The 17,961-nt window shown below is 72.3% G+C and carries 15 protein-coding genes; 7 read left to right on the top strand and 8 right to left on the bottom strand.

The window, feature by feature from the left end; genetic code table 11:
• Positions 1-6 precede the first annotated feature (6 nt).
• Together ACZ66S_RS25935 and ACZ66S_RS25930 are read right to left on the bottom strand one after the other, a co-directional pair.
• Positions 7-2,751 carry a helix-turn-helix transcriptional regulator gene (locus ACZ66S_RS25935; RefSeq protein ID WP_469903914.1) on the bottom strand — a complete coding sequence of 915 codons (2,745 nt, stop codon included), beginning with the start codon at positions 2,749-2,751 and terminating at the stop codon, positions 7-9.
• Positions 2,752-3,065: 314 nt separating this feature from the next.
• Entirely contained in the window at positions 3,066-3,647 is a 582-nt protein-coding gene (locus ACZ66S_RS25930; RefSeq protein WP_469903913.1) for a TetR/AcrR family transcriptional regulator, read from the bottom strand.
• A gap of 166 nt (positions 3,648-3,813) precedes the next feature.
• Here ACZ66S_RS25930 and ACZ66S_RS25925 point away from each other — a divergent pair, with 166 nt between their 5' ends.
• Together ACZ66S_RS25925 and ACZ66S_RS25920 are read left to right on the top strand one after the other, a co-directional pair.
• Entirely contained in the window at positions 3,814-4,464 is a 651-nt protein-coding gene (locus ACZ66S_RS25925) for an HAD-IA family hydrolase (RefSeq protein WP_469903912.1), read from the top strand.
• A 10-nt stretch (positions 4,465-4,474) separates the two neighbouring features.
• Positions 4,475-5,392: a TIGR03619 family F420-dependent LLM class oxidoreductase gene (locus tag ACZ66S_RS25920; RefSeq protein ID WP_469903911.1), complete on the top strand. Its 918-nt coding sequence runs from the start codon at positions 4,475-4,477 to the stop codon at positions 5,390-5,392.
• Positions 5,393-5,466: 74 nt separating this feature from the next.
• Here ACZ66S_RS25920 and ACZ66S_RS25915 read toward each other — a convergent pair whose 3' ends face one another.
• Positions 5,467-5,955: a TetR/AcrR family transcriptional regulator gene (locus ACZ66S_RS25915; protein WP_469904327.1), complete on the bottom strand. Its 489-nt coding sequence runs from the start codon at positions 5,953-5,955 to the stop codon at positions 5,467-5,469.
• A gap of 198 nt (positions 5,956-6,153) precedes the next feature.
• On the opposite strand from ACZ66S_RS25915, the gene ACZ66S_RS25910 reads away from it, so the two are divergent.
• Positions 6,154-7,692: an MDR family MFS transporter gene (locus ACZ66S_RS25910; protein ID WP_469903910.1), complete on the top strand. Its 1,539-nt coding sequence runs from the start codon at positions 6,154-6,156 to the stop codon at positions 7,690-7,692.
• Positions 7,693-7,903: 211 nt separating this feature from the next.
• Here the strand turns inward: ACZ66S_RS25910 and ACZ66S_RS25905 are convergent, their stop codons facing one another.
• Both ACZ66S_RS25905 and ACZ66S_RS25900 read right to left on the bottom strand, forming a co-directional pair.
• The gene (locus ACZ66S_RS25905) at positions 7,904-8,329 is read right to left on the bottom strand and encodes an SRPBCC family protein (RefSeq protein ID WP_469903909.1); all 426 of its coding nucleotides are present in this window, start codon (positions 8,327-8,329) and stop codon (positions 7,904-7,906) included.
• A 260-nt stretch (positions 8,330-8,589) separates the two neighbouring features.
• Positions 8,590-11,376, bottom strand: coding sequence for an ATP-binding protein (locus ACZ66S_RS25900; RefSeq protein ID WP_469903908.1), 2,787 nt, complete (start codon positions 11,374-11,376; stop codon positions 8,590-8,592).
• Positions 11,377-11,775: 399 nt separating this feature from the next.
• Here ACZ66S_RS25900 and ACZ66S_RS25895 point away from each other — a divergent pair, with 399 nt between their 5' ends.
• From ACZ66S_RS25895 to ACZ66S_RS25885, 3 genes are all read left to right on the top strand, one after another.
• Positions 11,776-13,179 (top strand): FAD-binding protein, encoded by a 1,404-nt coding sequence (locus ACZ66S_RS25895; RefSeq protein WP_469903907.1) that lies wholly within the window; start codon positions 11,776-11,778, stop codon positions 13,177-13,179.
• A 265-nt stretch (positions 13,180-13,444) separates the two neighbouring features.
• Positions 13,445-14,185, top strand: a complete 741-nt coding sequence (locus ACZ66S_RS25890; RefSeq protein ID WP_469904326.1) for a GNAT family N-acetyltransferase — start codon at positions 13,445-13,447, stop codon at positions 14,183-14,185.
• A 193-nt stretch (positions 14,186-14,378) separates the two neighbouring features.
• Positions 14,379-15,284, top strand: coding sequence for a Bax inhibitor-1/YccA family membrane protein (locus ACZ66S_RS25885; protein ID WP_469903906.1), 906 nt, complete (start codon positions 14,379-14,381; stop codon positions 15,282-15,284).
• On the opposite strand, the gene ACZ66S_RS25880 is transcribed toward ACZ66S_RS25885, so the two are convergent.
• The gene (locus ACZ66S_RS25880) at positions 15,278-15,850 is read right to left on the bottom strand and encodes a TetR/AcrR family transcriptional regulator (RefSeq protein WP_469903905.1); all 573 of its coding nucleotides are present in this window, start codon (positions 15,848-15,850) and stop codon (positions 15,278-15,280) included. The genes ACZ66S_RS25885 and ACZ66S_RS25880 overlap by 7 nt on opposite strands.
• 201 nt (positions 15,851-16,051) lie before the next feature.
• Here ACZ66S_RS25880 and ACZ66S_RS25875 point away from each other — a divergent pair, with 201 nt between their 5' ends.
• Positions 16,052-16,396 carry a hypothetical protein gene (locus ACZ66S_RS25875; protein WP_469903904.1) on the top strand — a complete coding sequence of 115 codons (345 nt, stop codon included), beginning with the start codon at positions 16,052-16,054 and terminating at the stop codon, positions 16,394-16,396.
• Between the two features lie 69 nt (positions 16,397-16,465).
• Here ACZ66S_RS25875 and ACZ66S_RS25870 read toward each other — a convergent pair whose 3' ends face one another.
• On the bottom strand, positions 16,466-17,326 hold the full coding sequence (locus ACZ66S_RS25870) for an alpha/beta fold hydrolase (RefSeq protein ID WP_469903903.1): 861 nt from the start codon (positions 17,324-17,326) through the stop codon (positions 16,466-16,468).
• A 102-nt stretch (positions 17,327-17,428) separates the two neighbouring features.
• Positions 17,429-17,961, bottom strand: a 533-nt coding sequence (locus tag ACZ66S_RS25865) for an MmyB family transcriptional regulator (RefSeq protein WP_469903902.1), incomplete at its 5' end; no start/stop codon positions are given.

The raw sequence follows: 17,961 nt of genomic DNA, 5'->3' as shown, positions 1-17,961 counted from the left end.
GCGGGGTCACACCTTGTGGTCGTCGGCCATCCTGCCCAGGGCGTCGCGTAGGGCGGCTCGGCTGGTGATGCCGAGTTTGGGGAAGACGCGGTAGAGGTGTGAGCTGACGGTGCGGGGGGAGAGGTGCATGCGTTCGCCGATCTCCTTGTTGGTGAGGCCGCCGGCGGCGAGGTCGGCGATGCGGCGTTCCTGCCAGGTCAGCGCCGCGAGATGGGCGGAGGAGGCGTGCAGGGTCGCACCGGTGGCCCGCAGTTCGGCGTGGGCCCGTTCGGCCCAGGTGACCGCACCCAGCCGCTCGAACGCCTCGGCCGCCAGCGTCAGCGAATGACGTGCCACCTTGCGCCCTTGGGTGTGGCGTTGGCGGGTGCCGTGGGCGAGGCGGATGCGGGCGAGTTCGAAGGGGAAGGTGGTGGCGTCGGGGTGGTTCTGGGCTTGGTGGTAGTGGGTGTCGGCTTGGGTGGGGTCGGGGGTGGTGAGGGCGAGGGCGCCGTGGGTGAGGAGGTGCAGGCGGGGGGAGATGTCGGGGAGTCCGGCCTGCTGGGCGGCCTGGGCATGCTGGTGGGCTTGTTCGGTGCGGCCGGTGTGGAGGGCTGCTTCGACGAGGTCGAGGAGGGTGCGGGGGGCTTGGTGGGCGTAGGGCTGGAAGGTGCCTGGGGCGGTGATGCCGATGGCGTGGAGGTAGGCGGCTTCGTGGTCGCCTTCGGCGAGGGCTGCGGTGGTGCCGATGGTGTCGGTGATCTGGGTGAGGAAGCCGATGCCGCGGGGGCGGGCCCAGGCGTCGACGCCTGCTTGGAGTTCCCGGGCGCGTTCGACCTGGCCGCGCAGTGCGGCGAGCAACCCCAGATAGGCCTGCGTGTGATGGACGAACAGGGTGTGCCGGTGGGCCGTCGTCAGTTGCAGGCAGCGTTCCCCGGTGCGCTCGGCCTCGTCCCACTCGCCGACCGCGATCTGGTCCAGCATGATCAGGTGCAGCATGGTCATGGCGTCGGCCAGTGCCCCCGTCTCGACCTCACGGTCCACGGTGCGCTGGAGGTGCGGTCGGTACCGGCTCAGCGTGTCCACGTGGTAGGCGGCCACGGCCAGCCGGGTGAGGTCCCACGGCTCCAGGTCGCCCGGTGAGGCGAAGGCGCGGTCCACCCGCTCCGCCAACCCGGCGCCGCGACGCACCACGTCGCCCCACGCGTCCTGGTAGACCCGCGAATACGGCGGGACCAGATCGCCCAGCGAGTCCAGCAGTACGTGAGACCGCTCCCACGCGTCCTCGTCGCTCGCGTACTGGTCGATCGCCAGCAGCAGGTCGATCAGGCGGGTAAGCACCTCGTTCGGCTCCTCCACCCCGCTGTCCCGCATGCTCTCGATCGCCGCGAAGACCTGGCGCTGCGAGGACCGCACGTCCCCGTCCTCGAAGAACGCGACATAGCCCGACGCGACCACCGACGAGGGGGAGTCGCCGGTTCCGGACCCGGTGTCCGAGAGGACGAGCTGCCGGACGTGGTCCAGCCGCCCCGAGTGTCCGGCGACGTACGCCGCGCTGCCCAGCCGCCTGGACCGTTCCTCGCGGCTCTCGCTGAGTTCCGCGGCACGGGTCAGCCAGGCGACGGCGGTCACCGCGCCGCCCCGCCGGGTCGCGGAGTCCGCGGCCGCCTCCAGCGCCGCGGCCACCCCCTCGTCCGGGTCGACCGTCGAGGCCGCCAGGTGGGTGGCCCGCCGCTCCATGTCGTCCCGGTGCAGCTCGGCGAGAGTCGCGTGGGCCGCGCGCCGTTCATTGGGGGTGGCCGTCTGGACGACCGTCGAGCGGACCAGCGGATGCCGGAAGACGAAGTCACCGCTGAGCGGGTCGATGTCCAGCAGCCCGCAGGCGGCGGCCTCGTCGGCGTTGCGCATGCGGTAGCGGGTGCCGCGGGTGCGGTCGGCGGCCGTGCCCGCTCCGACGCCGTCCAGCGCGCCGCGCAGCAGTTCGGCGCGCACCGCCTCGCCGAGCGACTCGATGCGCGCGCCGTACACCTGCTGCAGCCGCAGGGGCAGCGGGACGCCGGTGTAGCCGAACAGTTCCTCGGCGCTGCGTCCCGCCCGGCCGCCGCGCACATGGGGCGGCAGTTCGAGCAGGGCCAGCGGATTGCCCCGGGCCTCGTCCAGGACCAGGTGGCGGATCTGCGGATCGAGCCCGGGGTGACGCTGGTCCAGGAGCTGCTCGGCGATCTCCGTCGGCAGGGTGGTGACCGGCAGTTCCGGCAGCGCCGCCGTGTCGAAGCCGGAGGGCACGCCGGAACGCAGGCCGACGACGAACTTGATGGAGCTGCCGGTCAGCCGGCGTCCCACGAAGCCGCACACCTCGGTGCTGGAGGCGTCGAGCCACTGGCCGTCGTCGAGCACCAGCAGGAGGGGTTGCTGCGAGGCCGCGAGGGAGAGCAGGTCGAGGACGGCGATCCCGAGCGTCATGACCGACGGGGGTGTGTCCTCGGACCTGCCGAAGACGACGTCGAAGACCCTGCGGTGCGTGTCGTCCAGCCGGTCGAGGTGGCCGAGCAGCGGGTACAGGAACTGGTGCAGCCCGGCGAACGGCAACTCCGACTCGGCCTCGACACCGGCCGCCCTGATCACCCGGTGGTTCTCGGCCGCCGCGAGGTCGACGACGTGGTCCAGCAGAGCGCTCTTGCCCACGCCCGCGTCACCGCGCAGCACGAGGGCTCGCCCCCCGGCCGCCGCCACGAACGCCGACAGCGCCTCCTGCTCGCTTTCACGACCGACCATGGTTCCGACGATCGACTCCACGCCCCCACTCCCTTCACCGCTGAACCGGCCCCGGCCCGAACGGTCTCGCGTCCGTGCGTGCGAATCACGCCAGGCGCAAGGCGAGGGTACGTCGTCGTCCCGGGCAGCCACATGCCGGGCGGCTGCGTGCATGAGAGCAGGCCCAGTCGCCGGCCGGTCACTCACACCTGTCGCAGAAGACTAGATGCCGCTGCGGGTTCACGTCACCCGGTATGGCCGAAAAAAGCTCTTGTAAGTCCGTCTCAAACGTATCCGCCGACGCGCGGTGCCCCGGCCAATCCCGGTCGTCCGGCTCAGGGACGCAGTGCCTGGAGGGTGAGTTCGCCGTACCGGCGCCACAGCGCAGGGTCCCGCTCCCCGAGGTTGACCAGTTGCAGGCACATGCCGCACAGCACCACGCGCAGATCGAGGGGCCCCGCGTCCGCACGGACCCGGCCCGCGGCCCTGGCCTCCTCCATCAGAGCGGCCAGCCGGTCCAGCAGAGGACCGGTGTACGCCGTCGACCGCCCCTCCGCGAGCGCCTCCGAGAGCAGCCGGTCCCGGGCGAGGTTCTCGAAGAGCAGCACCACGTACGTGTCGAAGGCCCGCGTGCTCCCGGTCCTCGCGAGGACGGGCGCGGTGATCCTCTCCAGCTCCGCCAGCCGATGCCCTACGGCCGCCGCGACCAGGTCCTCCTTGGTCGGGTAGCTGCGGTACACCGTGGCCTTGCCCACGTCGGCGCGCTCGGCGACCTGCGGGATCGTGCCCTGGAGCCCGAACTCCTCGAACACCCCGAGCGCCGCCGCGAAGACCCGGTCATGGTTGCGACGGGCGTCGGCCCGCCTGCGCGGGGGCTCCTGTCGGGTCTGCTGCGAAGTCGTCTGCGCCGGATCCACCCGCTCATTCTGCACCGGCGTGCGCGGTGCGCGGGACGGCCCCGAGCCCGGGTGCGGTGCACTCGCCGACTCCTGCGGAGCGGGACCGCGATGTTCGCCGCTCCAGGAGGCGGGGTCCCACCGACACATGTGATCGACCGTCGAGAAACATGTCTACAGTGTGGGTATGACCCAGCACCGCAAGGGCCTCGTCCTCGACTTCGGTGGTGTGCTGACCACCCCGCTGCTGCCCGCAGCGCTCGCCTTCGAGCGCCGCGAGGGACTCGCCGAGGGAACCCTGCTCACCGGCCTCTATCTCGATCCTGAGGGCATCCGGCTCACCGAGGAACTCGAGCGCGGCAACCTCACCCAGGCCGAGTGGAACGAAGCGGCCGCCGCACTGCTCGGTGTCCGGCCGGACAACCTGATGGGCCGTGTCTTCGCCGATCTGCGCCCCCAGCCCTCCGTGATCGCCGCGGCCGCGGCCGCCCGCCGGGCCGGCGTCAAGGTCGGCATCCTCTCCAACTCCGTGGGCCCGGAGCCCTGGAACCTCTACGACGGCTACGAGTTGGAGAAGCGCTACGACGCCGTGGTGCTGTCGGAGGACCACGGCACGCGCAAGCCCGAACCGGAGATCTTCCGGATCGTGCTGGACGAACTCGGCCTGACGGCACAAGAGTGCGTGTTCGTGGACGACACCGAGCAGCACCTGGCCCCGGCGGCCGCGCTGGGATTCGCCACCGTCCACGCCGTGGAGCCGGCACGGACGGTGGCTGCGCTGGCAGCCCTGCTCGACATCCCGTTGACGGGCCGGAACCCGGAGCGGGTCACACCCTGAGGAGACACCTGTGAAACTGGGCCTGGCCCTGCCCACCTTCGGCCCCGACGCCTGCCCGGAAGGCATCGTGCGCGTCTGCCGTACCGCGGAGGACATGGGATACGACTCGCTGTGGACCGGCGACCGCGTCCTCGCCCCCCATGTGCCGGGCGCCCCCTACCCGAGCGCCGACGGCGAGATGCCGCGCGCCTACGAGAACCACATGGACCCGCTGGTCGCCCTGACCTTCGCCGCGTCCCACACCACCCGGGTGAACCTGGGCACGAGCACCCTGAACGGCCTGTGGCTGCCGCCGGTGATGCTGGCCCGGAGCCTGACCACCCTCGACCTGCTCAGCCAGGGACGGCTGATCGTGGGCCTCGGCCTGGGCTGGATGCCCGACGAGTACACCGCGGTCTCCGTGCCCTGGAAGGGCCGCGGCGCCCGCCTCGACGAGACCCTGGACGTCCTGCGGGAGTACTGGGCCAACGACGTCTTCTCCCACCAGGGACCGCTGTTCACCATTCCCGAGACCGTCGTGGGCCTCAAACCGCGTCAGCGGCCCGGGCCGCCCGTGCTGCTCGCCGCGTTCACCCCCGGCGGACTGCGCCGTATCGGCCGGCGGCTCGACGGCTGGCTGCCCGTGGCGATGCCGATCCCGCATCTGATGGGGATGTGGGAGGTCATCCAGAAGGAGGCGGTCGAGGCCGACCGCGACCCCGCCGCCCTGCGCATGGCGCTCCGCGTCAACCCGCGGTTGACCGACACGAGCACCGGCCCGGACCGGATGCCCGCGGCGGGCACCCTCGCGCAGTACGTCGACTACGCGCGGGCCGCCGCCGAAGCAGGTGTGCACGAGCTGTTCGTGGACTTCGGGCAGACGCCCGCCTCCCTCACCGAACGCGTCGACCTCGCCGGCCGCTTCATCGAGGGGGTCCGCCGCGGCTGATCCGGCTCGCGAGGACGGAATTCCCACCGCGCAACTCAACGGCGCCGGGCGACTGCCCGGCGCCGCTTGGTGTGTCAGGACGCTCCGAGGCCGTTGAGGAGGGTGTCGACGACGACGTCCGCCGCCTGGCCCGCGCTCAGTTCGGGCAACTGCCGGGAGACCAGGTGCATGAGCTGCGGCAGCAGCGCGCTCGCCCAGCCCTGCGGGAGCCCCGGCCGCAGCAGGCCCTCGTCGGTGGCACGCCGGAGGAAGGCGTCGACCTCCTCGACGGCGGCGTCACGCCGGGCGTGGACGCTCTCGTCGGTGAGCATGCGGGTGAGGTCGACGGGCCAGGTGCGGTTGACGGTGATGATGTTCTCGACGTAGCGGTGCAGGGCGACGGTGACGGGTGCTTCGCGTAGTCGGGCGTCGTGGATGGCGTGTTCGATGGCGGTGAGGCGGGCGTCGTAGATGGCTGCGAGGAGGTCTTCGCGGGAGGCGAAGCGTCGGTAGACGGTGCGTCGGTCGACTCCTGCTTGGGTGGCGATGCTCGCGATGCTCGTGCCGGGGTCGGCGGCGAGCATGCGTGCGCCGGTGGTCAGGACGGCTTCGAGATTGCGCGCTGCATCAGCTCTCACCGCACTGATTCTAGTGGCGCAATGTGATGCCTGAGACATCTAGCGCCTCTCGGGAGTAGAAGGCTGCCTATTAAGTGCTACAGTCTAGTGACAGATAGATCTGGTAGTGCCAGATCCGTGAGTCTTCTAGAAAGGCACCTTCCGATGTCGAAGGCAGACAACTCCTCCTCACCCAAGGCGGGTGGTGTCGCCGCCGCGATGAGCGCGCTCGTCCTGGCGGTCCTCCTCGCCGCCCTGGACCAGACGATCGTCTCGACCGCGTTGCCCCGGATAGCCGAGGACCTGAACGGCTTCGACGACATCGCGTGGGTCAGCGCCGCCTACCTGCTCGCGTCGACCGCGGTCACACCCCTGTGGGGCAAGCTCGGCGACATGTTCGGCCGCAAGCGGCTGTACCTGGCCTCGACCTCGGTCTTCCTGATCGCCTCCGTGGCCTGCGGCCTGGCACAGAACCTGCCCGAACTGGTCGGTGCCCGCGTCCTGCAGGGTGTGGGCGGCGGCGGCATGATCGTGCTGACCTTCGCCCTCGTCGGCGACATCGTCGCCCCGAGCGAACGCGGCCGCTACCAGGGCATGTTCGGCTCGGTCTACGGCGTCGCCAGCATCGTCGGCCCCCTGCTGGGCGGCGTCTTCACCGACCAGCTCTCCTGGCGCTGGGCCATCCTGATCAACCTGCCCGTCGGCATCGTCGCCCTGGCCATCGCCGCCCGCGCCCTGCCGGCCGCCACCCGAGGCGCCAAGGCCCGCATCGACTACCTCGGCGCCACCCTCCTGGCCGCCATCGCCACCGGCCTGGTCCTCGTCACCTCCTTCGGTGAGCGCTGGGGCTGGGGCTCGCCGGGCATCGTCGGCCTGATCGTCGCCACCGTCGCACTGGCGGCCGTGCTGCTGCCCGTCGAGCGCCGCGCCGCCGCCCCCGTCCTGCCGCCGGCCATGCTCGGCTCCCGGACCGTGGTGTTCTCCTCGCTGATCGCCTTCTTCGCCAACGCCGCGATGTTCTCCGTGCTCGTCTACCTGCCGACCTACCTCCAGATCGTCCACGGAGTCTCGGCCACCCTCTCCGGCATCCACATGCTGCCGCTGGTCGCCGGGCTCGTCATCAGCCAGTCGTTGGCCGGACGCTGGGCCGCACAGGCCGGGCGGCTGCGGGTGATCCTGCTCGCGGGCCTGGTCGCCAACCTCGCCGGACTGCTCCTGCTCGGCACCATCGGAGCGGCCACCGGCACCCTCGTACTGAGCGTCTACTTCCTGATCACCGGTGTCGGCATCGGCATGGTGCCCATGGTCGTCCTGACCACCGTCCAGAACAGCGTGCCCACCGCCGACCTCGGCGCCGCCAGCGCCGTGGTCACCTTCGCCCGCTCCATCGGCGCCGCCTTCGGAGTCGCCGTCTTCGGCACCCTCCTCAACACCGGCTTCGCCGACCGTGCGAGCGGCCTGCCGACCGCCGGCGGCTTCGACGCCACCCGCCCCGACACCATCGGCCGGCTCCCCGGTGCCCTGCGCGACACCGCACTGGACGCCTTCGCCCACGCCACGGCCGCCGGCTACCTCTGGATCGCGCCCGCCCTCGCCGTCGGGATCGTCCTCGCCCTGTTCCTGAAGCCGGCCCGCAAGAGCGGCGAAACCGTCCCCGACCGCTCCGAGCCCGCGCCCGCCAAGGACCCCGTCCGGGCCGCCTGACCCACCACGCCCTCGACCGGCCGACGCCCCACCCGGGTGCCGGCCGGCGGCATGCCCAGGGCGTCCGCCACACGGCGCCGTCCTGGCGGGTACCGCCCCCGACGTCCGGGGCTGGAGCCCTTCCCGATGTCCGCTACGCGCCGCTGTCCTGCGGGGCTGTCACGGACATCCGCTACGCGCCGCTGTCCGGCGGGGCTGCCGTCGACGTCCGCTACGTGTCGTCGCTCCGCTGCACCCCGTCCTCCTGCGGAGCCTCCCGCGGAGCCGCCTCCGAAAGGCGCCTGAGCTGGGTCACCCACAGCGCGTTCAGACGCTGCGCCCACAGTGGGGACGACGCCGTCAGGGACCTGGCGGCGGGACCGCGGACCACGTTCTCGGTCACCACGTGGGTGCCACCCGCCACCGGGGTGAGCAGCCATGCCTGGTAGAGCTGCACCCCGGCGCCGACCCCCGCCCAGCCGAGCCGTGTGTACGGCACGTGCTCTCCCGTGAACACCTCGAACCGGTGGCCGTGGAACCACACCTCGAAGCTCCGCGCGAGCGGCCCGGCCCTGGCCTCGGTGAGGCCCGGCACCCACTCCGGCCACCGCGGCACATCCGTGAGCAGGGCGAACGCCAGGGCCGGCGGGGCCTGCACGACAGCCTGTGTCTGACAGAAGCTGTGTGCCTGGTCGGGCGAGAAACCCGACGGCCAGTGGATGTCCGGATGGCGGTCCGAGGCACCGGACATTCCGGGTCCCCTCTCGTACGCGGTGCGAGGCGGCGTCGAATGCGGCCACCGTGGACAGGGCACACCGACAGGGATGCCCCCGGGTCCACTCTGCGCGGCGGCCGCAGCCCCGGCATACGTCAAATGACTGAGGCGACGGCACAGCCGCGGCACAGCTCCGGCCGAGGTCAGCCGCCGCTGTTCGGCTCCAGCTCGGAGAGGGCGTCCCGCAGCGCGGCCCTCGAAGTGATGCCCAGCTTGGGATAGATCTGGTACAGGTGCGTGCCGATGGTCCGATGGGACAGCAACAGCCGCTCGGCGATCTGCTTGTTGGTCAGTCCGGTCGCCGCGAGCCTGGCGATCTGCAGTTCCTGTGCGGTCAGGGCTCCCGGTCCGGGCCGGGCGGCCACCGACGCGGAGTGGCCGCCGGCCCGCAGTTCCGCCGCGGTGCGCGCCGCCCAAGGCTTGGCGCCCAGCCGCCGGAAGTCCTCGAGCGCCCGGGAGAGCTGCTCGCGGGCCTCCGAAGCGGCCCGCAGTCGCCGCAGCCGCTCGCCGTAGAAGAGCCGCACCCGGGCGACGTCGAAGGGCCGGTGCTCCGGATCGGGCAGGGACAGCGCCTGCTCGAACAAGGCGAGCGACGCCTTCGCGGGTGTGGTCAGCGCCTCGCAGGCCAGCACCGACAGCTCCAGGCGGGGCGACAGCGCGGCCATCGAGCAGGCACGCATCGCCGCCGTGTGTGCCGCGGCCTCCTTGTCCCGGCCGGTCCGTACGGCGGCCTCCACCAGGTCCATCGCGCCCCACATGGCGATCGGCAGGTAGGGGGCCACGGTCCCGGCCGGACTCAGCGCCGAGGCGTGCTGGTACGCGGTCTCGAAGTCGTTGCTCCCGAGGGCGGCCAGCGCCCGGGCGTGGCAGGCGAAGAACCGGGCGCCGTGCGTGCCGCGAGGGGTCGCCCAGCGGACGATCTCCTCGGTCAGCCCGGCGCTGGTCGCCGCGTCGCCCTGGGCCGCGGCGACGGCCGCCTGGATGTACTGGAAGTACCAGGCGAAGAACCGGTAGTCGTGGTTCTCGCACAGCGCGAGCCCCTCGGCCGCCAGCTCGGCGGCGTCGTCCCACCGGCCCAGGTGGAAGTAGTCCAGGCCCAGATGCATCAGGGCGCCCAGATGGCGGCGGACGGGCGCGGCACCGGCGCGCCCCTGCTCCACCAGCCGGCGGGTGGCCCACCGGAAGTCGCCGAGCCGGTCCGCGAACACCGAAGCGGTGCCGACGCGGATCACCCGGGTGGGGTCGTCGCCCACGGTGGCGATGAGCTTCGACAGGCGGGTCAGCGCCGCGGCCCCGGTGCGCGCCGGGTCGCCGAAGGTCTGGATGATCACCCAGAGCAGTTCGGGCGGCTCGGGAGTCAGTCGTTCCACGTACGTCAGGAGCGGCTGCCACAGCTTCGGGTCACCGCCGTACCAGCACAGCAGCACCAGGACGTGCAGGGCCTCGACGAGGCCTTCGTCCGAGGCGTCGTAACCGTGCTCGCCGGACTCGATCGCGCCGACCAGGAGCTGGTAGGCGGTGTCCATGTCGCCGTCCCGGTTGATCAGCAGGAACGCCGCCGCGGCCGCCGCGTGCAGGGACTGCTGTCCGGTGGGATGGGCCTGCGCCCCGGCCAGCAGCCGCGAGGCGTCGTCGAGGTCGCCGCTGGAGTCCACGCCGACGTAGGCCGCCTCCGCCAGCCTGCGGCTCTCGTCGGAGGCCGCGGGGCTGAGTCCCGCGGCGCGGGTCAGCGCCGCCACCGCGCCGAGCGCGTCCCCGCGCCGCAGCCGGCGGCGCGCGGACTCCTCCAACAGTGCCGCGACCGTCTCGTCCGGTCCCACGGCAGCCTCGCCCAGATGCCAGGCGCGCCGCTCCAACTGGTCGCCGAGCACGTCGGCGAGCGCCCGGTGGGCCCGTCTGCGGTCGGCGGCGGTCGCCAGCTCCACCACCGCGGAACCGATCAGCGGGTGCCGGAAGGACAGCCGCCGGTTGTCGGTGGAGACCGTCACCAGCCGGTTCTGCTCAGCGGGGGAGAGGTCGTCGACACCGGCCCGGTCGGCGGCCGCGGCCTCGACGGCGGCCAGGTCGCCGGTCCCGTCGAGGGCCGCGAGCAGCAGCATCAGCCGGGTGGGGTCGGGCAGCCCGGCCACGCGCGAGGCGAACATGGCCTGGAGCCGTTCGCTGAGGGGCAGCACCCCCGGCACCGCCGCCAGCGTGGTGCGCTGCTCGGCGGAGAGCGCCATCGGCAGCTCCACCAGCGCCAGCGGGTTGCCGCGCGCCTCGGCCGAGATGCGGCGCCGTACGGCGGGGGAGACGTCGGGGTGCGTGCGGGCGAGCAGCTCGGCCGACGAGGCGTCGTCCAGCGGCTCCAGCCGCCGCTCGGTCAGGCCGCTGGACTCGAAGAAGCTCTCGGAGCCCGTGCGGGAGGCGGCGAGGAAACCGATCCGGCTGCCGACGAGCCGCCGGGCCACGAAGCCGAGCACGGCGTTGGTCGCCCGGTCCAGCCACGGCAGGTCGTCGACGACGAGCAGCAGCGGCGTACGGGCCGATATCAGCCTCAGCAGCAGCAGGACCGCGGTGGAGGTCAGGAGCCGGTCGGGCGCCGGTCCGCCGCCGATGCCGATCGCGACCCGCAGGGCGTCGCGGTGCACGGGGTCCAGGACGTCGAACTCGTCGAAGAGGGGCACCAGGAGCTGGTTGAGCCCGGCGTAGCTGATGTCCGCCTCGAACTGCACCCCGCCCGCGCGCAGCACCCGGACGCCGTTGTGCGCCGCGCCCTGCGCCACCGCGTCGAGCACGGCGGTCTTGCCCACTCCCGCCTCGCCCGACAGCAGCAGGGCCGCCCCGTGCACCTCGGAGTTGTTGAGGAAGGAGTGGATGAAGTCGAGGTCCCGGTCGCGTCCGACCAGCCGTGTCGCGGCCAGGCGGGCGGGCGGGTCCTGGTCGTTCATCGAGCTGCCTCCAACGGCTGACGTCTGGAGGCCCGGTGGGGTCCGCCGACCCGGCTGCGCCCGCACCTGGCTCCGTGCGGCCCATGCAATCACTGGAGTGTAAAGGACGTCCATATCGCGCCCACGTCAGCGCGGTCGGGGGGCGAGGGGCATGGCGGCGGTCTCCTGGTGAATCGATGGTCCGCGATCCACCATACCGTTGGTTCACGGTCCCAGGTCATCGCCATCGGCGGCTGCCGTCCGCCTCGTCACCGCCGCTGAGCACGGCTGCTCACACGTGTGCTGACCACTTCGATCATGTTGGTGTGAACGCCGCAGGGTGTTCGGCCCGTCTCAGTGACGTCAGGTTGTGACGCCCTTTCGGGTGTGAGTGAGGTTGTGATCAGGATGAGCGCGGACATGTGTCGTACAGCAGATGCGGGTTGGGGCCCGGAGGACGTGGCGGCTCTGCGGCGGTCCGTACGCGGCCCGGTTCTGGAACCGGACTCGGAGGGGTACGCGGCGGAGTGCGCCACGTTCAACCTGACCTGCGGTCTCAGCCCGGCCCTGGTGGTCGGCGCGAGCAGTGGGCTCGACGTCCAGGAGGCGGTGCGCTTCGCCGTGCGGCACGGCCTGCCCGTCGCGGTGAAGTCGGCGGCCCACCAGATCGTCGCCCCGGCCCGGGACGGGCTGCTCATCACCACGCGGCGGATGAAGGGGATCTCCGTCGACGCGCGGGAACGCACGGTCCGTGTCGAGGCAGGTGTGCGCTGGAGCGAGGTGCTGCCGCGCGCCGCGGAGGCCGGCCTGGCCCCGGTCGTGGGCTCGGCGCCGGAGGTCGGTGTCGTCGGCTACACGCTGGGCGGCGGCCAGAGCCCGCTGCTGGGCCGCAGCCTCGGTTACGCCGCCGACCACGTGCGCCGGCTGGACGTGGTCACGGCCGACGGTGAACTGCGCCACGTGACACCGCGGAGCGAACCCGACCTGTACTGGGCCCTGCTGGGCGGCAAGGGCAACTTCGGGGTGGTGACCGAGATCGAGTTCGAGGTGTTCCCGGTCACCCGCTTCTACGGCGGCGGCCTCTTCTTCGCGGGCGAGCACCTGCCCCGGGTGCTGGAGGCCTGGCGGGCCTGGCTGCCGACGGTGGGGGAGGAGACCACCTCGTCCCTGGGCATCCAGCGCCTGCCCGACCTGCCGGTGCTGCCCGAGCCGCTGCGCGGTGCCTTCGTGATCCACCTGCGCGTCGGGCACCTCGGCTCCGCGGCCGAAGGGGCCGAACTGATCGCCCCGCTGCGGGAGTCCGCGCCGGTGCTGATCGACCTGGTCGGGGAGAAACCCTTCACCTCGATCGGGGAGATCCACCTGGACCCGGTGGAACCGATGCCGTACTACGACCGCAGCCTCTGCCTGGAGGAGTTCTCCGAGAAGACCGTTCAGACGCTTGTGGAGCTGACCGGCGCGGAGTCGGGATGCACCCTGGCCAACGTCGAGATACGGGCGCTCGGCGGTGCCTTCGACCGCGAGCCGGAGTTCCCCAACGCGGTGGCCAGCCGCGGCCTCCCGTATGTCGTCTTCGCGTTCGCGGCGGGCGCTCCGGACCAGGCGGAGACGCTGCGGGCCGACCTGGCCCGGGTCATGGACGGTCTGGCGCCCTGGGCGGCGCAGCGGGGAATGGTCAACTTCCTCTCGCCGGACGAGGCGACCGATGCCGAGGGCGTGCGCGCGGTGTTCGGTGCGCAGCGTTACGACCGGCTCGCCGCGGTGAAGAAGCGGTACGACCCCACCAACGTCTTCCGCTTCAACCACAACATCAGGCCCGCCTGACGGACGTGAACCGGCGGCCGTCCGGGAGCCGTGCCGGTCGCGAAGGGTCGACGGGCACACCTTCCGGCGGCCGCCCCCGGGGTGGGCGCTGTCCGGAACCGGACGCTCTCCGACGTGAACGGCGGTGTCACCGCACCCGGGACGGCGAAGATCGTCGCACCAGGCACCACACATTCCGCAGCACACGACGAAGCGAGGGACTGCCGTGACGAACCTGACCGCCGCGACCGAATCCGTGGCACAGCTCTGCACGGTCTGGCGTGCCATGGTGCTCGACCGGACCGAGCAGGCGGACGTCCGCGATCTGCCGGGGGTCGCTGTTCGCTGGGCCGACTGCCGCTTCGCCTTCTGGAACGCGGTCACCCTGACCGAGACCGGGGCCGACGCGACGCTCCTGGAGAAGCGGCTGCGACAGGCGGCGGACATCATGGCGTCCAAGCGGCAGCCGGGCTTCCTGTGGCTGTTCGAGGACCTGCTCGCCGATGACGCACGCGAGGCACTGGAAGAGGCCGCGGAACGCGCGGGTCTCGCCCACGCCTTCCCCGGCACCGGCATGGCCGGCGACCTGCTGCCGATCCCCGAACCCCACCACCCGGAGCTGACGTTCGAACGGGTCACCTCCGACGAGCACCTCCTGGCGTACGCGGACCTCAACTCGCGCGCCTACGGCTTCCCCCTCGACGACGGCCGCGACGGACTGGCGGGTTCCCGCCTGTGGAAGCGGGACGTGCACGCCTACCTGGCCCTGCGGGACGGCACACCGGTCGCCTGTGCGGCCACCGTCGAGGCCCAGGGCAGGCTCTTCGTCGTGCTCGTCGCCACCGACCCCGGGCAGCAGCGCCGCGGTTACGGCGAGGCGGTCACCCGCAAGGCGCTGTACGAGGGCGCCCGCGCCACCGGTCTGACCCGGGCGACCCTGCACGCGACCGTCGCCGGGGCCCCCGTGTATCCGCGCATCGGTTTCGAGCCGAACTCGCCGATGCACTTCTACGCGCTGCAGGGCTGAGCCGAACCGCCCTGACCGTGCGTCCCGTTTCCGGGGCGGGCGTATCGGACCGAACGTCAAGTGACTGATGCGCGCGGTATGTCCGCAAGCGCAGGCTGACGACAGCCGACACCTCCGGCGAGCCCCTCGGCACCGGACCCGCCGCCCCGCGGAACCGGTGCCGGTACGTCCGAGACGAGGAAGAGGACCTGGCGTGACACCAGTCGAGCAGCAGCGTTCCCTGAAGAGCAGCAACCCGATACTCGCCCGGCCGCAGTTCGGGCGACGCGGCGGACAGAAGACGGCGGTCCGGGATCCATGGGCCGGGATCGCCCTCGCGCAGAGCAGGCTCGGAACGGCCCAGGAACAGGACCTCGACAGGGACCCGCCGTATGCGGACGGCTCCGCGCCTCTTCCCTTCTCCGTCGGCGACCTGATGACGATGGACGAGGTCCTCGCCAGGACACTGGCGGGGCTCACGGTGACGGCCCTCGCGGCAGTCCCGTCCTGGACGCTGCTGCCGTACGCCCCCTTCGGCGCGCCCGTCGCCTACGGCATCGCCGCCGGGGCCGGACTCGCCGCCGCCGCGCTGGTGGTGGTCCAGTGCCGTAGTCAGGCGCCGTCCCCGGCGCGGACGCTGGCGTTCGCCGGGTTCCAGGGCGTGTTCCTCGCCGTGCTTTCGGCAACGGTCTCCGGCCACATCTCACCCGGTGTCCTGGTCCAGCCCGTGCTGGCCACGATGGCGACCTCCGCCGGAGTCCTCCTCGCCCACAAACTGCACTGGATGCGGGTGCACCGCCGTTTCCGCGGCTTCACCGGCGCCGCGCTCCTCGGCGCGTGTCTCCTCGCGTTGGCGGACTGGACATTGTTCCCCGTCACCGGCTGGGACGTCCTGGGCCTGCGTCCCTTCGGGCTGGGGGTCTGCACGGGCCTGGTAGGTGTCGTGCTCGCCGCGTCCTTCCTGTCCCTGCACTTCAGGAAGGTCGAGGAGGCCATCACCCACGGCGCGCCCAGGAGCCAGTCCTGGCCGGCCGCGTTCGGGCTCACGCTGACCCTGTCCTGGCTGTACGTGGAGACCGTACGGCTGCTCACCCTGTTTCCCGGTGAGGACTGCTACTGACCGGGCGGTGCTTCCCGCGGGTCGCCCGACGGGCACAGCCCGCGCAGGAGCACGTCGAGGAGCCGTGCCGACCGGGCGCACTCCTCGTCGTCCGCTCCGACCCGCCACAGCGGGCCGAGGAGCAGGAGCACGTCCTCGGCCGTCGTGCCGGGCACGATGGTCCCGGCCGCCTGGTTGGCCGCCACGAGGGCCGTGAGCGCGTCCAGCAGCGGCTGGTACGCCTGCCGGCACTGCTCGGTCAGTACGTCGCCCGCCGTGCTCATGGCGCACGCGAACTCCGGGGTGCGGCCGCCGACGTCCAGGAGCCGCTTCAGCCACGCCCGCAGCGCGACCGGCGGGCACAGGGCGCCGAGGAGGACGGGCACGGCGGCCACCAGCTCCTCCACCTCCTCCCAGTACACCTCGAGCACCAGAGCCTCCCGGGTGGGGAAGTGGCGGTAGATGGTGCCCTGGCCCACGCCGGCTCTGCGTGCGATGGACTTGAGCGAGGTGTCACCGGCAGCGGCCAGCGTCTCCGCCGCGGCTTCGAGGATGCGCAGCCGGTTGTGGCGTGCGTCCGCTCTCATCGATGCTCCGGTCTCTCTCCGGTGGGCCACACAGCGCGGTGCACCGCGCCGGGCAAGTGGTGGAGTGTCATACATGTCGCCGTCTCCGCGTGGGGCACACATGAGACACGTATTCTGAAGGAAACCTACACCCGTGCGCCGTCCGAACGGGGTGGGGCACCGACATCTCGTCCGCGACGAAACAGAAGGCCGCCGACTCCCATGCCGCATGAGCGCCTCACCGCACTGTCCGCCGCCCTGACCGAGGACCTCGACCGGGGCGACTGGGTCCCGGGACCGCTGGAGCGCACGCTCGCGGCCCGCCTGCTGGTGGCCTGCGCCGGGGACGGCCAGTTCACCCCGGTCCGGCTGCGCGAGATCCTCTGGGAGGGCAGCGTCGCCCTGACCCACGCCGGTGACGGCCGGCTCGCCCGTCTCCTCGCCGCACTGCACGAGGTGACCACCCACCCCGGGCCTGACGCCGGCGTCGAACTGGCAAGCGCGGAAAGGCTGTTGGAGCGGGTGGCGCAGGAACCGGAGCCCGCCCCGCACCCCGGGACGGGATGACGGGGAGGTCTGCCCTTGGGGGCGCAACCGGGGGCGGGTCCCGTCCTGCCGTCCCGGCCGATGACGTGGTCAGCGTTCATGGGGACGGCGAGGAGCCGGAACGGTCCGCGGGGAGCCCGGTGCCGTCGGGCGACCGACGGAGTCGGTGGGGGAGGGTGCGGGGCGGGGGCGGCGGTGGAGGTCGCGGAGGAACTCGGTGAGGAGCTCCAGCGTCCGTTCCGGTTCCTCGAAGGTCGCCGCGTGCCCGCCCTTGACCGCGGCCAGCCGTGCACCGGGTATCCCCACCGCGAGTTCCACCGAGTGCTCCGGGGCGACCAACTGGTCGCCCGTGGCCGCGACGACCAGGGTGGGAGCGGTGACGGCGGCGAGATCGTCGCGCAGGTCGATGTTCAGGGCCAGGGAGATCTGCTGGGAGACACCGGGTGCGGATCCCGCCAGCCGGGCGGTCAGCAGCCGGGCCGTGTGGGCCGTGTGCCCGGCGAGGTAGGTCCGGGAGAAGGACAGGGAGGCAAGGAAGGCGTTCAGTTCGCTCTCGCCGCGGACCTGCACCGAGGCCCACATCTCCAGACCGAGCCACAGGGTGGTGCGGGGCCGGGCGAATCCGCAGAGGGTGAACAGGCCGCGCACCGAACGGGGATGGCGGGCCGCGACCGCGACGGCGACGGCCGCGCCCAGCGAGGTCCCGGCGATCACGAACTCCGTCAGCCCGGCCTCGCGCGCGGTGGCCACCACCTGGTCGGCCACGGCATCCACCCGCAGCGGGCCGACGGGCAAGGGACTGCGGCCCGAGCCGGGGAGGTCGATCGGCACGACCGTGTGCTCGGCCGCCAGGTCCGCGAGCAACAGCTCCCAGGTGTCCGCCGCGGTGCCCCCGATCCCGGCCAACAGGACCAGACCGGGTCCGCTGCCCCGGACGTCGTACGCGAGCATGCCCACCTCTTCCCACTTCCCCAGGAGCACGAGCTTCCCCGGGACGACGAGCCTCCCTAGGACGACGAGGGAGGAGGGCCCGCGGGTTCAGCCGGCCGGAGCCTATCGGGATGTGTGCCGCGCCGAGTCCGGTTCCGTCTGCCTCGCGGTCCAGGAGGCGAGGATGCGCAGGGCGTCGTGGGAGGGGCTGCCGGGTTCGGCGGTGAGGACCATCAGTCGTTGCCCTGAGCCGTCGCCTCCGGACCAGGTGTCGCAGTCCAGGGTGAGGTCGCCGACCAGGGGGTGGCGGTAGTGCTTGGTGCCGTAGGTCGCGCTGTTGACGCGCTGCTGGGCCCACCAGGTGCGGAAGTCGGCGTCCTGAATGGTCAGGTCCCCGACCAGGCGGGCGAGCTCCGGGTCGTCGGAATCGGCGCCCGCCTCCATCCGCAGGGCGGCCACCGCGTCCCGGGCGTCGTGGGCCCACTCCTTGTGCAACCCCCGGATCGCGGGGTCGGTGAACATGAGGCGCAGGTAGTTGCGCTGTGGGGCCGGTACGGCGGCGAAGTCGGTGTAGAGGGCGGTGGCGGTGGGGTTCCAGGCGAGGATGTCGAGGCGTTTGCCGAGGACGAGGGCGGGGGTGTGGGTGAGTTGGTCGA

Source organism: Streptomyces sp. NPDC107471 (assembly GCF_055582845.1).
Note: the sequence above shows the minus strand (reverse complement) of the source record. Positions and strands in the feature narration are given on the sequence as shown.

What these genes read in the sequence shown, in the direction of transcription:
- ACZ66S_RS25935 (WP_469903914.1), bottom strand. Translation starts at nt 2,751, where the DNA reads ATGGTCGGTCGTGAAAGCGAGCAGGAGGCGCTGTCGGCGTTCGTGGCG.
- ACZ66S_RS25925 (WP_469903912.1), top strand. Translation starts at nt 3,814, where the DNA reads ATGACCCAGCACCGCAAGGGCCTCGTCCTCGACTTCGGTGGTGTGCTG.
- ACZ66S_RS25915 (WP_469904327.1), bottom strand. Translation starts at nt 5,955, where the DNA reads ATGCTCGCCGCCGACCCCGGCACGAGCATCGCGAGCATCGCCACCCAA.
- ACZ66S_RS25910 (WP_469903910.1), top strand. Translation starts at nt 6,154, where the DNA reads ATGTCGAAGGCAGACAACTCCTCCTCACCCAAGGCGGGTGGTGTCGCC.
- ACZ66S_RS25900 (WP_469903908.1), bottom strand. Translation starts at nt 11,376, where the DNA reads ATGAACGACCAGGACCCGCCCGCCCGCCTGGCCGCGACACGGCTGGTC.
- ACZ66S_RS25895 (WP_469903907.1), top strand. Translation starts at nt 11,776, where the DNA reads ATGTGTCGTACAGCAGATGCGGGTTGGGGCCCGGAGGACGTGGCGGCT.
- ACZ66S_RS25890 (WP_469904326.1), top strand. Translation starts at nt 13,445, where the DNA reads ATGGTGCTCGACCGGACCGAGCAGGCGGACGTCCGCGATCTGCCGGGG.
- ACZ66S_RS25880 (WP_469903905.1), bottom strand. Translation starts at nt 15,850, where the DNA reads ATGAGAGCGGACGCACGCCACAACCGGCTGCGCATCCTCGAAGCCGCG.
- ACZ66S_RS25875 (WP_469903904.1), top strand. Translation starts at nt 16,052, where the DNA reads ATGCCGCATGAGCGCCTCACCGCACTGTCCGCCGCCCTGACCGAGGAC.
- ACZ66S_RS25870 (WP_469903903.1), bottom strand. Translation starts at nt 17,326, where the DNA reads ATGCTCGCGTACGACGTCCGGGGCAGCGGACCCGGTCTGGTCCTGTTG.